The sequence below is a fragment of the Candidatus Hydrogenedentota bacterium genome, from assembly GCA_018005585.1.
Classification (GTDB): domain Bacteria; phylum Hydrogenedentota; class Hydrogenedentia; order Hydrogenedentales; family JAGMZX01; genus JAGMZX01.
Window position 1 is genome coordinate 1 of sequence record JAGMZX010000035.1, and the last position, 15,492, is coordinate 15,492.

Sequence of the window (15,492 nt, forward strand, 5' to 3'; positions counted from 1 at the left end):
GGCTTGCTTTACCTGGAGGAACTCAATGCCGACGGTAATGAGCTGACGACGCTGGACGGTTTGCCCGCTGCGCCGTCACTCCAGGCACTCCACCTCGCGCGCAATGCGATTACGGATATCTCGCCATTAGAGGCGTTGCCGAATCTCCTCTGGCTGGACCTTTCCGAAAACACCTTGCCCGACCTGACCCCGGTTGCGGCCCTCACCGGTTTGGAGGAGTTGGTTCTGCGCAAGTGCGGAGTCAGCAGTCTAACCGCACTGAGCGGCCTGACCGCGCTGGTTGCGCTGGACGTCTCTCAAAACGTATTGACCACGCTGGATGAGTTGCCGTCAGCGGCGGCGTTGCTCCGCGTTGAGGCGCGCGAAAACACGATTACGGACATCGGCGCGTTGACCGGCGCCCTGAGCCTGGAATATCTGGACCTCTCCAAGAATCAGATAGCGGACATTACTCCATTGACCGGCCTGACCGGGCTCACGCGGTTATATCTCACCCAGAACCGGATAAAGCAGATTGGCGCGCTCAGCGGCATGTCATCGCTGTTCGAGTTGACGCTTGCATTCAATCAGGTAGACGACATTTCACCTCTGCCGCCGACGGCCACTCTTTACCTCCTCGATCTCCGGGGCTGCGCATTCAGCGACGTGCAGGCACTGGCGCCGCTTCTCGGTCTGGAGTATTTGAATGCCGGCGCCAACCGGGTCACGGATATCAGCCCGCTGGCGCCGCTCGTTTTCTTGCGCGAATTGTACCTCGACTCGAACAGCATCACGAATATCGACGCTCTTTCCGGAATGGTTCAGCTCGAGCGGCTCGATCTGTCATCCAATCGCGTCGCCGAGGTGGACGCGCTCGCGCCGCTGATCCAGTTACGTTATCTCAATATCACGGCCAGCTATTTCTTTGGCGGGACCATCAGCGATATCGCGCCTCTGGCCGGGCTGACCAAGCTCACCCATCTCTACTTGTCCGACCAGGAAATCGCCGACGTGACGGCCCTTTCCGGCCTGACGGCGCTTACGCATCTATACCTGAGCTATAACCAGATTACCGACCTTTCGCCGCTGGCAGGATTGAATGACCTGAGCACGGTCGCGCTGGCGCAGAACCAGATCAATGAGGTAAGCGCGCTTGTGTCGAATCCAGGTATTGGCGCAGGGGACGTTCTATATCTTCGCGGAAACCCGCTCAGTCAGAATGCGCTGTGTAATGATATTCCGCTGCTGGCGGCGCGCGTGCAGGTGCTCACGTTCGACGGCGAGTGCCTGGGCGGGCGCGGGGCGGTCGTGCGGCCCGACCGGATTATTCCCTCTTACGCCGCCTTCCTGACGAACAATATCAAGAGATCCGGCGCATTGGCCGGGTCGTAGGGGCTTCCGTCAAACGAGCCAAACGTCTCACGCACGCTGAACCCTTGACCCGCCGCCACGCCGCTGATTTCGTCCGCGGTCCAGTTGCGAAGCACCGCCGTCTCGCTGACGCTCGTCCGGCCCGAGCCCGCCCCGACAAAGAAGCTGAGGTTCAGCAGCGTGTGTGCGCCGTCGGGAACCAGGTTTTTCACGGCGATGACCGGCGCGCCGTCCACGGTGGCGCGCTCGATGCGGTGGCGGGGCTGCTGCGCCGAAGGCGCGGCGTAATTCAGCAACTGCACGAAGCACAATGCGTTCGGGCACAGCGCAGCGCGCAACCCCGAAAACACCGTATCGAGGTCCGCCTCGGTTGCAATGAGCGACAACGAATTGCCCAGACACAACGCCCAATCGCAGGGCCCGCCTTCAATCCGCCGCATGTCGCCCACACGATACGTGATATGAGGATGCGGGCGAACGCGGCGCGCGTAATCGATCATGTCCGCGCTGAGGTCGGTTGCCAGGACCGTCGCGCCCGCTTCGGCGAGCAGCAGCGCATGCAACCCCGTTCCGCACGCGAGCTCCAGCACGTTGCCGCCCGGCGCTTCCCTCAGCAAGCGCAGAAGCAGCGGGCGTTCCCGTTCAATGCGGCCCGCCTTGCTCGCGAGCGCATCGTAATACGGCGCAGTCGAAGTGAAGACGGGCATGACCTAGGATGCCGCCCCGGCCGGAGCCTCGGCCTGGGGTACAGGCATTTCGGGCGCACTGGCCGCGGGCGGCGCCATGGCCTCGGGCGCGGCGGCAGGCTCTTGCGCCGGCCGCACGGCAACCGCGGACGACGAGGTCAGCGCGATTTGCCCGTGCCGCAGATGGTCCATGGCCAGGAACAGCACGCGCGCGGCCTCCTGCGGCGCATGGAAACCGGTCGAGTTTTCCGCCTCAACAAAATCGATTAAGAACGAGGCCCTGCGCTGATAATCGCGCGCCTGCGCGAGCTGCGCCTCGGGCAACCCCGCGTCCTGACCGGCCTTGATCGCGTCGATAAGCGCGATGAGCGCGTCCATTGCCATATTCCGCATTTCAAATGTCTTCGACTGGATATTTTCGGCGCGCGCGCGCAGTTCGTCCTCGGACAGCTTGTGGCAGGTCTGACACGCGTGGTTGATATTCAGTAACGGGCTGCGCACGTGGTGGTCGCTGACCTTCATCGCCCCCACGCGGGTGTAGGGCATGTGACAATCGGCGCACGCGACGCCGGAACGCGCGTGGATGCCTTGGTTCCACATTTCGAACTCGGGGTGTTGCGCCTTGAGCATGGGCGCGCCAGTTTCGGCGTGTTGCCAGTCCTGGAAACCGGTCTCGTCGTAATACGCCAGAATCTGGTCCGCGAGCAAGCCGCCGAACCACGGGTAGGTCAGGCGCTTTTCGTCGCCCTTGAAGTAGTATTCGACATGGCATTGGCCGCATACGAAAGCCCGCATCTCCTGGCGCGTGGCCGACGCGTTCACGTCGTAATCGGGCACGCCCTGCGACGCCTTCCACGCACGGATGCCCTCGATGAAGCCGGGCCGCGTCACGCGTAACTGCATGGTGTCCGGATCGTGGCAATCGATGCAGGACACGGGGTGCTCGACCAGCTTGCGCGCTTCCGCGTAGGGCATCGCGTTCATGCGCTCGAAGCCGCGGATTAGGTCGCCGTCGCCGAGGCGCTTGTAGGGCAGATAAACCGAAGCGTGGCAGTGCAGGCACGCGCCCGGCTGCGGTTTCTGGTGCCGTTGCGTGAAAGACTGGTCCTCGAGCATGTACGCGTGGCCGCGTTCCTCCCGGAAATCGATCGCGAAGGCGTAGCCGGCCCACATGCGCTTGAGACGCGGGTCCTCCTCGATTCGGGATTGCGATACGACCGACCGCGGGTCCGCCTGGTCCGGCGTGCGCGGCAACGCCTCGCTGCCGCCGAAGCGGGTCCGCACCATGTCGACGGTGCGCCGGTACATGTCATATTGCTGCGGGAAATTCTTGCCCCAGACTGTGGGGTCTTCCGTCTCGTCGGTCAATTCGACGACGCGGAAGAAGGGGTTGCGCGCTTCCTGTTGCCTTTCGAAGATGTTGACCAACAGGGCGGTCACCCCGAAGACGACCAGAGCCGTCACGACGATGGTCACAACAAGCGCGGGCAGAAGCTTTCGGGGCGTGCCCGCCGGGCCGCTGCCTTCCGGCGCAGTATGACTTCCATTCACGATGCTTCTCCTCCGGCTGAATTCCGGTTTAGTCCAATTCCATATGGCCGACCGAACGATGGCACGCGATGCAGGACACCTGCTCCGCGTGCGCCAGGCTCGAGTCCATCGCCTCGACAATGTCTTGATGACAATACCGGCACGCTTCCTCCGTGATGGCCTTGTTCACCGGCGTGATCTGGATGGGCTCATGGAACCAGCCCGTCGTGAAGGCCATGGAGTGGTGATAGCCGTTACGCGCCTTCGTATAGTACTTTCCGAAGAAGTTGTGGGGCGTGTGGCAATCGTTGCAGACGGCCACCGCGTGATGGCTCGACTTGCGCCACGCGTCATAATGGTCGCGCATGATATGGCAATTGGCGCAGGCGGCCGGGTCGTTGGTCAGATACGAGGCGCCCTTGGCATATAGGAACGTGTAGCCCCCAACGCCCATGAGCGCGCCCGTCACGACACACGAAACCAGCGCCGCTCCGATCACAGCGTTTCTTTTCATGCCTCCGACCGCTCCCGTATGACCGGTTTTCCCGCGAGGCCCCCTGTTGACTTCGTTACTAATACCAAGCCCGCCCCCGATGCGTCAAGGCGGGCCCCCGGCCTGCCGCGTCTCGCGAACGGCGCCGTCGAATCCGATGACCGCCACGTTCATCGGCACGGCCTTTCCCGCCATCGCCATGCCGGCCTGCACGATGCGCGGCAGCCCCTGACAGCAGGGCACTTCCATAACCGCGACCGTCACGCGCGCTATTTCAGACCCGGAGAAGATCTCGCCGAACTTGTGCGCGTATTCGCCCGCGGGGTCGAACTTGGGGCAGCCAAGCACGACGACTTTGCCCGCGAGCAGCGTATCGTGAAACGCGGGGCTCGCCACGGGCACGCAATCCGCCGCCACGAGCAGATGCGCGCCTTGCAGCCACGGGGCGCCCGGCGGGACAAGACGAATCTGGACCGGCCAGTTGCCCAGCGCCGACGGCTTCTTTTCAACGGAAGCCGGCGCCGCCGCGGGCGTCCCTGCCAGTACGCGCGATTGCGCGCCGGGGCAGGCGTGGCCGCGCGGCGCGGCAGCCGGCGCGGGCGCGAGCGTTTCGTCGAAGGGTTCGGCTTCACGCTCGATGACCTGAATCGCGCCGGTGGGACACTCGCCGAGACACGCGCCGAGCCCGTCGCAACAACGGTCCGCCACCAGCCGCGCTTTTCCGTTTTCAATCACGAGCGCACCCTCCGCGCACGAGGGCACGCATTTCCCGCAGCCATTACACAGGCGCTCGTCGATTTGCACAATTTTCCGCATCATCTTCATGACGGTTCTCCTGGAAAGGGTCCCTTCACTCGTCTTGCGCGCGACGGCGCGCGGGATCGAAGTGACGGCGGCGCGTTGCCGCGATACGCGGCAGCCGGGCGAGGCAGTGCGCGGCGATGTTCAAGGCATGCCACGCGCCTCGGGGCCACGGCGCCATGGCGCAGGCGAGGCTCGTCCCGGTTGCGGCGGCCAGCATGCGCAACACATTGCGGGAGAGGCCGTGGTGCGGATCCTTGAGCAGAAAAAGATACCGCGCCTGCGTTTCATTCCGCCAGCGGTGAAAGACGGCGCGCGTGTCCCGCGGCCCGGGCGGCTCGCTGAGTTTGCCATGCGCGTGATACAGATACGCTCCGGGGGCAAGCAGAATCTCACAACCCAGCCAGCGCGCGCGTGCGCACAGGTCGTCGTCGATACCGTAGAACCAGAACAGGGGATCAAATTCGCCCACCAGTTCCCAGACGTCCCGGCGCGCAAAAATGGCCGCGCCGATAATGGTGGGCAACGGGTAGGTCTGGCGCAGCGGCCGGCCGAGTACCGCGTCTTCGATAAGCTCGCGCGCCCGCAGTATGTGTTTGTAGGCGTTATTGTCTATCCTGCCCGGCTCGCGGAAATTGAGTTGCAGCGGCGTAAACAAGCTGCAGGGACGCGCATCGGAAGCGGCTACAAGACACTCGGCCGACCCAGGGGCAAGTTCCGTGTCGTCGTTCATCACGAGCACATGCGTCGCGGCGCCATCAGCCAGGAGCGTCGTCATGCCGCGATTCAGCACCTCGACAATGTGACGGTTATCGGGAGTGCGTTGCACCTGCACGCGCTCGCCAAACGACGCGGCCACTTCAGACGTTTCGTCCGTAGAGCCGTTGTCCATCACAAGCACGCGGATATCGAGCATCTCGTTTGCGTCGCGCAGCGCGGACGCAATACACCGGTTCAGGAAGTCGGCGCGATTGTACGCGGTGATAAGGACGCGAAGCTGAACCACGGATGCTCCACCTTGCGGCAGGTCTCTGCCGGCCATCGACTGGCCTGCCGGCCGCCGCGCATCCTGCCTGAACGCGCCGGGGCAACGCAATTCCGGCTTGGGGCCGCGGCCGCTTCCCGCCCGGAAGGAAGGCGCGAGCACCCGCCTTCGCGAAATACCCCGGCCCGGCGGTCGCCTCGCCTTCGTTCACGATCATCTTGAGACGGCCGTCGCGCGGCTGGGTGACACCGAGATTCGTGACCGGGCCGGGGCGGGTTTATCGGCTCAAACACGGCAGTCTTCCCTTTCTCTGTGTGTTGGTTCCCATGGTTAGGCACTGTCTCCGCCGGATTGCATACCGGGACGCGTCAAGCCGAGCACAAGAACTGGACGGCGCAGAAGACGAAAAGGACACCGGCGGCGTGAACCAAGCTGCTTGTCCTTGAACGCTCCCTTGGGTTCTCTCCGTCGTTTCCTTGGTAATCGTCCTTGGCCGCTGCCGTCCCTGGAATCCCGCTGAGACCCGGTATATGCTTGCGTTTCTCGCACGGGAGACGATGGCATGCGCGTAGCATTCCCCTTCACACTGCTGTTGGCGCTGACGGCCGCGGCCAGCGCCCCCCCCGAACCGCCGCCGGCCGAGGAGAACGGCGGCGGGGAAACCGGGACTCCCGCGATCGCGCGCGGCCTGACGTTCGTGGGGCACGCGCACATCGACCTTGCCTACCGCTGGCGCTGGAACGAGACGGTGTCGTGGATCACGCGGGACACGTTCCTGGGCGTCCTGGAGGTGATGCGGCAGGAACCCGGCCTGACTTTCGTGCAGAGCCAGATGGCGCTCTACGACGCGGTCATGCGCGCCTATCCGGACCTGTACCGCGAGATCAAGGCAGAGATAGCCGGGGGCCTCTGGGCACCGGTCGCCGGCATGTGGTCGGAGCCGGACGTGATCTTCCCGTCGGGCGAATCGTTCATCCGGCAGCGGCTCGCCGGCGCGCAGTTCCTGCGCCAGGAATTCGGCTTGCCGCCCGACGCCGTGATGTGGGTGCCGGATTCGTTCTGCGGTCACGCGGGCACGCTTCCGGCCATTTTGGGCCGGTGCGGCATCAAGTACTACGTCCTCATGCGGGGGGCGCCGCCGGACATGCCGGTCTTCTGGTGGGAAAGCAGGGACGGCACGCGCATCCTGGCCTATTCGCTGCCCCTGCCGTACGATTTTGAACTAGGCAAGCTGACGCCGCGGGTGCTGCGCGGGATGGAGGACTGGTTCAAGCACGCATGCGGCGTGCAGAACGCAATGGTGCTCTTCGGCACGGGGGACCATGGCGGCGGGCCGCGCATGAAGGACGTGGAACGGAAGCGCGCGCTGGAACGGACGGCCAACGGCCCCGCGGTCAGCTACGGCAGGCCGGAGACGTATTTCCGGGAACACGTCGACCCGCACGGCGGCGCATTTCCCGTGCATCGCGGCTCGCTGGGCGCCCTGGAAGGCATGCCGTTCCTCAGTCAGGCCGGGCTCAAACAGTTGAACCGCCAATGCGAGCACCTGCTGCTGACGGCGGAGAAATTCGCGGCCCTGGGTGCGTGCTACCAGTGCAAGCCCAGTTATCCGCGTGTCGATTTCGCCGAGGTTTGGAAACGCCTTCTGTTCAACCAGTTTCACGACATCATCGCGGGCACAAGCAATGGCCGGGCGTGCGACGATGCGCGCGCGGAACTGACGTGGGTGCTCGCGGAAGGCCAGGCGCTGCTGGACCAGGGTATCGAGCACATTGCCGGGCGCATCGACACGCGCGGCGACGGGATTCCGCTGGTTGTTTTCAATCCCCTCTCCTGGGACAGAACCGATGTCGTCGAGGCGGTTATCCGCTGTGTGGAGCCCGTGGACACGCTTGCGCTCCGCGACAAAGACGGCGTCGAAATGCCGTATCAAGTGCTGGGCTTGGACGCGGAGCGCAGGCAGTGGCGCATTCTCCTTCTGGTTGAGCAGGCGCCGTCCCTCGGGTACAAGACGGTTCGGGCATATCCCGGCCAGACCCCCGCGTTCGAGACGGCGCTCCGTGCGTCCGTCACGGCGCTCGAAAACGAGTACTTGCGCGTAAACCTCACGGAGACCGGCACGGTGGCCGGCATATTCGACAAGACCGCGAACCGCGAGATGCTGAGCGGGGAGGGCAACGTGTTCAGCCTGATGCGCGAGGGCAACGTGAGTTCTTCCTGGATGGCCGTTTTCGACGGCAGCGAGAAAGAACTCGAGGCGGCGGGCGCGCCACGGCTCGTGGAAACGGGGCCGGTACGGGCCGTGCTGCGCCGTGCATTCCATTCCGAAGATTCGACCTTCGACGTGGATGTGGTCCTTTGCGCGGGCGCGCCCCGGGTCGAATTCGTCTTCAATGCGGACTGGCACGACAGGGACGCCACGCTCCTCGTGCGTTTTCCAACGGTGGTGAACGGCGGCGCGGGGGCCGTCGAACTGCCGTACGGTTTCGAGGAGGCCGCGAGCGATGGAACACGCCGCTGCGCGCACAATTGGGTCGACCTCTCGAACACAGACTGCGGCGTGAGCCTGCTGAACGACGGCCGGTACGAGTTCTACCTGGAGGGCGCATCTCTGCGCATGGGCGTACTGCGCGGCGCGCACGACATGGACCCGCGCATGGACGAAGGCGCGCACCGGTTACGGTACGCGCTGTATCCCCATGCCGGACCCTGGCGCGACGCGGGCACGGTGCGCCAGGCGTACGCGCTGAACAATCCGCTCATCGCGGCGCAGGAGCCGCACCACGACGGGCGCCTCGGCGACTACCTTTCCCGCAGCAACGATTACGCGCTGCCGCCGGAATTGTCCTTCTTCCGCGTGTCGCACCCGGACGTCATGGTGTCCGTGGTCAAGATGCCGCAGGCGGAGTGGACGTCGGACGGGGAAATAGTGGTCCGGCTCGTGGAGACCTCGGGCCGTGCGGCGTCGTGCGTGCTGACCACGCCGTTCCGGCTGCTGCGGGCCATCGAGACGGACCATCTCGAGCAGACGACCCTGCGCGACGTGGAAGCCAAGGACAATGCGGTCCCGTTCGAGTTCGCGCCGGGAGAGGTCAAGACGGTCATCCTGCGGCACGGCGCCGTGAATACCGTGATCGAGAACGTCCCGCCAGCATAGGCGGTCGAAGCGCGCTATTCGGCGCGTTGCGGCGGCGGCTCATGGCCCATGTGGAACACCGGTTCCAGCGGCCGGCACAGGGGCGAATTGTCGGCGTTCGTATCGATGAGGTCTGCCATGTGCGCCCACCAGCGCTGCATGATTTCCTGTTGCGGCAGTTCCGCCATGGTGTGGTTGTCCGCCAGTTCCTGGACGGCAAAGAGCGTGCCTGTCAGTTCTTCGAGATAGATGCCGTAGGAGCGCATCCCGGCATTCCGCAACGCCTCCAGCAATTCCGGCCAGATTTCCCGATGCCGCTTCCGGTACTCCGCCGCGCATCCTGGTTTCAGCTTCATGGTAAAAACCGCACGCTGCATCTTGCTGTCCCTCCTTTGTCGCGCTGACCAGCCACGGCCGGCGCCCGCACTGTAGACACAATCCGCCGTCCTGCGCAAGCGGTTCCCCACATCGCGCTTCGTACGCGCGCGCTTGGCGCTCAAGCCGTTGCTTTGCTAGACTGCGTCCCTGCGCGCGGCCATCGGTTGCGCGCGGCGCGGCGCGCCCGAATCCGAGGGAGTATGTGATGCCTGTCGTTGACCATGCGGCCTATTGCGGGATGCTGGACCGGGCACTAACCGGGCGTTTCGCCTGTCCCGCCATCAACGTGCTGCAGGTCGACACGCTCAATGCCGCCATCGAGGGTTTCGCGGCGGCGGACAGCCCCGGAATCGTGCAGGTTTCCCTCGCCGCGGGCCGCTGCGCCTCGGGGCGGATAAATGACGCCGTGCTGGGCGCGGTCTCGCTCGCGGAACACGCGCACCGCATCGCCGCGCGATACGCTGTGCCCATCGCGGTGCACACCGACCACTGCCCCACGGAAAAGGTCGACGAATTCCTGCGCCCGCTCATCGCGGAGACGGCGCGCCGCCGCGCGCGAGGCGAGCCGAACTTGTTTCAGAGCCACATGTACGACGGCAGCGGTCTGCCGTTGAAGGAAAACCTCAAACACGCCGTCGAACTGTTGAGACTGTGCCGCGACAATGAAATCATCCTCGAAGTCGAGGCCGGCGTCGTCGGCGGCGAGGAGGACGGCATCCGCGGCGCCGGCGCGGCGAACAAGCAGTTGTACACCACGCCGGAGGACATGCTGAAGGTCTACGAGACGCTGAGCGAGGTGGAAGGCGCGCGGTTCATGCTGGCCGCGACGTTCGGCAACGTGCACGGCGTTTACAAGCCGGGTCACGTGCAATTGCGGCCCGAGATCCTCCGGGCGGGGCAGCAGGCGGTAATGGCGAAGCACGGCCCGGACGCGCGGATGTGGCTCGTGTTCCACGGCGGGTCCGGCACCTCCGGCGCGGAAATCCGCCAGACCATCGAATACGGCGTCGTGAAGATGAACGTTCACACGGATACGCAGTATGCGTTCTCGCGCGCCGTGGCCGATTTCATGTTCAAGCATTACGACGGCGTCATGCGCATCGACGGCGAGGTCGGCGTGAAACAGGACTACCTCGCGAGCACGTGGCTCGAGAAGGGCCGCGAGGCCATGGCCGCGCGCGTGGTCGAGGCGTGCCGCGTGCTCGGCAGCGCGGGAAGGAGCGGGGCATCGTGAACGGGGCCCCGGCGCGGAAGTCATGACGGAACTACTCGGCCAGCACAGCTATTGGCTGCTTCCCGTGCTCATCTTTCTGGCGCGGATCGCGGACGTGTCCATCGGCACCATGCGCATCATCTTCCTGTCGCGCGGGATGCGCCTGCTGGCCCCGCTCTGCGGCTTCTTCGAAGTGCTCATCTGGCTGCTCGCCATCAGCCAGATCATGCAGAACCTGACGTCATGGCAGAATTACCTCGCCTACGCGCTGGGCTACGCCACGGGAAACTATGTCGGCCTGATCATCGAAGACAAGCTGGCCATGGGCCTGCTTTCCCTCTGGGTCGTAACCCGGGAAGACGCGGCGGACATGCTGGACCGGCTGCAGTACGCGGGATTCGGGCTGACCAGGGTCGCGGCGCGCGGCGTGCAGGGCGACGTGCGCATCGCGATTCTCGTGATTCGCCGGAAGAACCTGGACAACGTGCTGGCCATTGTTCGCGAAACGCATCCGGAGGCGTTCATCACCGTGAACGATGTGCGCTCGGCCAGCGGCGGCTTCTTCGCGGGCGCGCCGCCCCGCGCGGCGCGGTTCCGCGGCCTCCGCGCGTGGCGCATCCGCAAAGGCCGGTAACGGGAGGATACAAGACATGCAGTACACGACGGCGACGCTGCTGGTGCGGCCGGAATCCGACCCCGCCGACCCGGACGCGATCCTGAACATCACGCCCGCGCGCGCGGGTTGGCAGTTCATCCATTTTCAGGCACGGCGGCTCGGCGCGGGCGCCAAATGGACGTTTGCCACCGGCGAGCACGAACTCGCGCTCGTGAATTTCAGCGGTGCCTATGCGGTCACGTCAAACCGCGGCGCGTGGCGCTTCGGCGGGCGGGCCAACCCGTTCGCGGGCGCCGCGCACGCGCTCTACCTCCCCCGCCGCACCGAATTCACCGTCGCCGCGGAAACGCCCGGGGAATTCGCCGCCGCATGGGTGCCCACGGACCAGGACAACGACCCGTGGCTCATCCAGCCTGGGGACGTTCGCGTTTCCATCCGCGGCGGCGACAACGTGAGCCGCCAGATTAACGACCTGCTGCCCCCGGGCTCGCCCGTGCACCGGCTGGTCCTCGTGGAGGTGTATACGCCTGGCGGGAACTGGAGCAGCTATCCGCCGCACAAACACGATGTGCATCTCGTGGATGAACGCGGCGCTCTCGTCGAAGCGGACCTCGAAGAGGTCTATTTCTACAAGTTCGATCTGCCCGGGGGCTACGCGTTTCAGCGCGTCTACACCGACGCGAGCTGCCCGCTGCATCAGCAGGGCGCGCCCATCGATGCCGTGCTCATGCCGGTCGAGGACTGCGCCGTCCTCGTGCCGGAAGGCTACCATCCCGTCGTGAGCCCGCCCGGCTACACAACGTATTATCTCAATGTGCTGGCGGGCAGCGCCCAATGCCTGGCCAACCGCGACGACCCAAGATATGGCTGGGTCAAACACACATACCGCGGCGCGGATGACCGGCTGCCCTTGTATTAGGCCCGGCGGCAAAAGGAGCCAAGCGTTATGTCCCGTTCCTACGACAGCCTGCATATGGGGCGGTCTTCTATTGACCTCTACAGCAACGACGTGGGCTCGCCGTTTCCCGAAATCAGGAGCTTCGCCGCGTACGTCGGCGGGTCGCCCACCAACATCAGCGTGGGGTTGCGGCGGCTGGGATTGAAACCCGCGCTGCTGACCGCCGTCGGCGCGGACCCGGTCGGCGATTTCATCCTCGATTTTCTGCGGAAGGAAGGCGTCGAGACGCAGTTTATCCCGGTGAAAGGCGACCGCCGCACCAGCGCGGTGGTCCTGGGCATCGAGCCGCCGGACAAGTTCCCGCTCGTGTACTACCGCGAGAACTGCGCGGATATCGCGCTGACCATCGACGACGTGCTGGCCGCGCCTTTGGCCGATTGCCGCGTATTCCAGTTCGCCGGCACAAACCTCAGCCGCGAGCCCAGCAGAAGCGCCACCTTCTTCGCCGCCGAACTTGCCCGGCAGGCGGGCGTCGAGGTCGTCTTTGATATCGATTTCCGGCCCGACCAGTGGCACGACCCGCGCGCGTTCGGCGTCATGGCCCGCGCCATGCTGCCCCTCGTCGACATCGTCCTCGGCACGGAAGACGAGATCAACGCCGCCCTGCTCCAGGACCCCGCCCAGATCAAGCTGACCCATTCACAAGTCTCCGATACCAAGGTGGGCGGCGACATCGAGGCCAACATCGCCGCCCTGCTCGCGCTTGGGCCAAAGGCGCTGTTGCAGAAACGCGGCGCGGAGGGACTCCGCATCCACCTTGCGCGCCCCGACGGTCTCCCCGAGCGCATCGACTGCCCCGGATTCCCCGTCGAGGTCTACAATATCCTCGGCGCGGGCGACGCGTTCGCTGCCGGGTTTCTCTGCGGCTACCTGCGCGGCGAAGGCTGGTACCGGGCCGGGCGCATGGGCACGGCGTGCGGCGCGATCGTGGTCACGCGGCACGGCTGCGCGAATTTCATGCCGACTTTTGACGAAATGGCGGCGTTTATCGACCAATGTGGCGGTTTTTAGCGATATGAAGATTGGGACGGACCGTCATAATCAGGGTTCCCGTGGCGTGAACCGGCGCACGTTCCTCGGGGCGGCGGCCACCGGAGTCTGGGCGGCGTCAGGCGCGTTTTCCGCCGCTGAACCCGTGCAGGACGGCGTGCCTCCAAATCTCGTGTTCGTGTTCGCGGACCAGTGGCGCGCACAGGCCACGGGGTATTCGGGGGACCCGAACGCACGCACGCCGCACCTCGACCGGCTCGCGTCCGAGAGCGTGAATTGCGTCAATGCGGTATCGGGATGCCCAGTGTGTTCGCCTTATCGCGCGAGCCTGATGACGGGCCGGTACCCGCTGAAGCACGGCGTGTTTCTGAACGACGTGTGCCTGAACACGGAGGCGGTGTCGTTCGCGCAGGCGTTGAACGCGGCGGGCTATCAGACGGCCTACATCGGGAAGTGGCACCTGGACGGACACGGCCGCTCGAACTTCATCCCGCCGGAGCGCCGCCAGGGGTTCCAGTTCTGGCGCGCGCAAGAATGCACGCACGACTACAACAACTCCGCGTACTTCGCCGGCACGGGGGAACCGCTGAAGTGGGAGGGTTACGACGCCATCGCGCAGACGCGCGAAGCACAGCGGTATATCCGCGAAGAAACCGGGGAAAGGCCCTTTGCCCTGTTTGTGTCCTGGGGACCGCCGCATAACCCCTACGAGACCGCGCCAGAGCCTTTTCGGGCGCTCTACGAGCCCGGGACGCTCGTGCTGCGTCCCAATGTGCCCGAAGCCGCGCAACAGATGGCCCGGCGCGACCTCGCGGGCTACTATGCGCACTGCACCGCGCTCGACCAATGCGTGGGCGACCTCCTGGACACGGTGCGCGAGGCCGGCTTGGAGAAAGACACTATCTTCGTGTTCACATCGGACCACGGCGACATGCTGGGCTCCCAAGGTGAACAGCGAAAGCAGCGCCCCTGGGACGAGGCGGTGCGCGTGCCGCTGCTCGTGCGTTTTCCGGCGCGATGGGGACACACCCGCCGGGAACGGAGCCATCCGGTCAGCACGCCGGACCTCATGCCGACGCTGCTGGCCCTGTGCGGGGTCGCGCCGCCGCCTACGGCTGAAGGCAGCGACTTTTCCGCTTACTGGGATGGCGGGCCGCCGCCGGGCGGGCCCGGGGCGCTCATCGCCTGCTATGCGCCCTTCGGCGAATGGACGCGCGCCAAGGGCGGACGCGAGTACCGCGGCCTGCGCACCGAACGCTACACCTACGTGCGCGACTTGCAGGGGCCGTGGCTGCTCTACGACAACGAGGACGACCCCTGCCAGCAGCAGAACCGCTGCGACGACCCGGCATTCGCCGCTGTCCAAGGAGAACTCAACGCGGCACTCGACCACGTGCTCGAAGAACGGCGCGACGAATTCCTCGCCGGCGATATCTACATCCGGCGTTGGGGTTATCACGTCGACGCCAACGGCACAGTGCCGTACACGCCGTAAGAGCGGGGCCCGGGAATCCCATTGCAGGCGGGCGCAAATACCTGGCCGTCGCGTTCTCCTCCCTCTCGCACCGGCGCGACGCACGCAGATGCTCACAAGGATTCCTCCCCTGCAACGGCGGAGAGACGGGCACAGACACCGCGAGCAAGGCGCGCCTGTGGTACCATGCCTCATCCTGAAAGCGAGGGAGCGGGACAATGCGCCTCAACTGGCTCGAACGCGTGCTGGTGAACAGCCCCTTCGACACATTTCTGCTTCGCCATTTTGAAGCACGGCGGCTCCTGGCAATGGGCGGGCAAGTCCGGGGCGAGCTTGCCCTTGAAATAGGCTGCGGACAGGGCGTGGGCGCCGCGGCTATCACGGACATCTTCGGCGCGGCGCGGGTACACGCTTTCGACATCGACCCGGCCATGCTCCGCCGCGCAAGGCGCCGGCTTCGCCCGCGCAAAGACACGGTCCGCCTCTGGCGCGGCGATGCCACGGCCATTCCCATACCCGACAACAGATACGACGCCGTTTTTGATTTCGTGGTGATACATCACATTCCCGATTGGCAGCATGCACTGCGCGAGATCTTCCGCGTATTGAAGCCCGGCGGCCGTCTCTACGCGCAGGAGGGGCTGCGGCGGCTTGTTCTCAATCCCGTGATTCGCCGCCTGGTAGTTCACCCGGAAGACGACCCATTCGATCACGCCATGTTCTGCAGCGGCCTTGAGACGGCTGGTTTCCATATCGAGAACGCCTGGCATTTCCATGAATGGTTTGGTTTCTATATCGCCGACAAACCCGGACAAGGCGCTGCGGGCGAGATGCGCCGGAACCCGGGCTGAATTGCCGGAACGTGAATGGCAGATTCCAGGG

Annotated in this window: 14 protein-coding genes; 8 read left to right on the forward strand and 6 right to left on the reverse strand. The window is 65.1% G+C overall.

The window, feature by feature from the left end:
- On the forward strand, positions 1–1,371 hold a 1,371-nt coding region (locus tag KA184_08065), incomplete at its 5' end, for a leucine-rich repeat domain-containing protein (GenBank protein ID MBP8129524.1).
- Here KA184_08065 and KA184_08070 read toward each other — a convergent pair.
- The 5 genes from KA184_08070 to KA184_08090 all read right to left on the reverse strand — a co-directional run bounded on the left by KA184_08070 (position 1,314) and on the right by KA184_08090 (position 5,866).
- Complete coding sequence (locus KA184_08070; protein ID MBP8129525.1) at positions 1,314–2,057, reverse strand: class I SAM-dependent methyltransferase; 744 nt, start codon at positions 2,055–2,057, stop codon at positions 1,314–1,316. The genes KA184_08065 and KA184_08070 overlap by 58 nt on opposite strands.
- A 3-nt stretch (positions 2,058–2,060) precedes the next feature.
- Positions 2,061–3,527 (reverse strand): ammonia-forming cytochrome c nitrite reductase subunit c552, encoded by a 1,467-nt coding sequence (locus KA184_08075; GenBank protein MBP8129526.1) that lies wholly within the window; start codon positions 3,525–3,527, stop codon positions 2,061–2,063.
- A gap of 88 nt (positions 3,528–3,615) precedes the next feature.
- Complete coding sequence (gene nrfH, locus KA184_08080) at positions 3,616–4,080, reverse strand: cytochrome c nitrite reductase small subunit (protein ID MBP8129527.1); 465 nt, start codon at positions 4,078–4,080, stop codon at positions 3,616–3,618.
- Between the two features lie 84 nt (positions 4,081–4,164).
- Positions 4,165–4,884: a 4Fe-4S ferredoxin gene (locus KA184_08085; protein MBP8129528.1), complete on the reverse strand. Its 720-nt coding sequence runs from the start codon at positions 4,882–4,884 to the stop codon at positions 4,165–4,167.
- Positions 4,885–4,909: 25 nt separating this feature from the next.
- On the reverse strand, positions 4,910–5,866 hold the full coding sequence (locus KA184_08090) for a glycosyltransferase family 2 protein (GenBank protein ID MBP8129529.1): 957 nt from the start codon (positions 5,864–5,866) through the stop codon (positions 4,910–4,912).
- A 541-nt stretch (positions 5,867–6,407) separates the two neighbouring features.
- On the opposite strand from KA184_08090, the gene KA184_08095 reads away from it, so the two are divergent.
- Complete coding sequence (locus KA184_08095) at positions 6,408–9,002, forward strand: alpha-mannosidase (GenBank protein ID MBP8129530.1); 2,595 nt, start codon at positions 6,408–6,410, stop codon at positions 9,000–9,002.
- A 14-nt stretch (positions 9,003–9,016) separates the two neighbouring features.
- Here the strand turns inward: KA184_08095 and rhaM are convergent, their stop codons facing one another.
- Complete coding sequence (gene rhaM / locus KA184_08100) at positions 9,017–9,358, reverse strand: L-rhamnose mutarotase (GenBank protein MBP8129531.1); 342 nt, start codon at positions 9,356–9,358, stop codon at positions 9,017–9,019.
- Positions 9,359–9,564: 206 nt separating this feature from the next.
- Between rhaM and fbaA the strand changes: the two genes are divergently transcribed.
- From fbaA to KA184_08130, 6 genes are all read left to right on the forward strand, one after another.
- Entirely contained in the window at positions 9,565–10,593 is a 1,029-nt protein-coding gene (gene fbaA, locus KA184_08105) for a class II fructose-bisphosphate aldolase (protein MBP8129532.1), read from the forward strand.
- Between the two features lie 22 nt (positions 10,594–10,615).
- Positions 10,616–11,206, forward strand: coding sequence for a DUF2179 domain-containing protein (locus tag KA184_08110; protein MBP8129533.1), 591 nt, complete (start codon positions 10,616–10,618; stop codon positions 11,204–11,206).
- A 16-nt stretch (positions 11,207–11,222) separates the two neighbouring features.
- On the forward strand, positions 11,223–12,107 hold the full coding sequence (gene iolB, locus KA184_08115) for a 5-deoxy-glucuronate isomerase (GenBank protein MBP8129534.1): 885 nt from the start codon (positions 11,223–11,225) through the stop codon (positions 12,105–12,107).
- Between the two features lie 27 nt (positions 12,108–12,134).
- On the forward strand, positions 12,135–13,157 hold the full coding sequence (gene iolC, locus KA184_08120) for a 5-dehydro-2-deoxygluconokinase (protein MBP8129535.1): 1,023 nt from the start codon (positions 12,135–12,137) through the stop codon (positions 13,155–13,157).
- A 4-nt stretch (positions 13,158–13,161) separates the two neighbouring features.
- The gene (locus tag KA184_08125; protein ID MBP8129536.1) at positions 13,162–14,631 is read left to right on the forward strand and encodes a sulfatase; all 1,470 of its coding nucleotides are present in this window, start codon (positions 13,162–13,164) and stop codon (positions 14,629–14,631) included.
- Positions 14,632–14,828: 197 nt separating this feature from the next.
- Positions 14,829–15,461 (forward strand): methyltransferase domain-containing protein, encoded by a 633-nt coding sequence (locus tag KA184_08130; GenBank protein ID MBP8129537.1) that lies wholly within the window; start codon positions 14,829–14,831, stop codon positions 15,459–15,461.
- Positions 15,462–15,492: the final 31 nt, after the last annotated feature.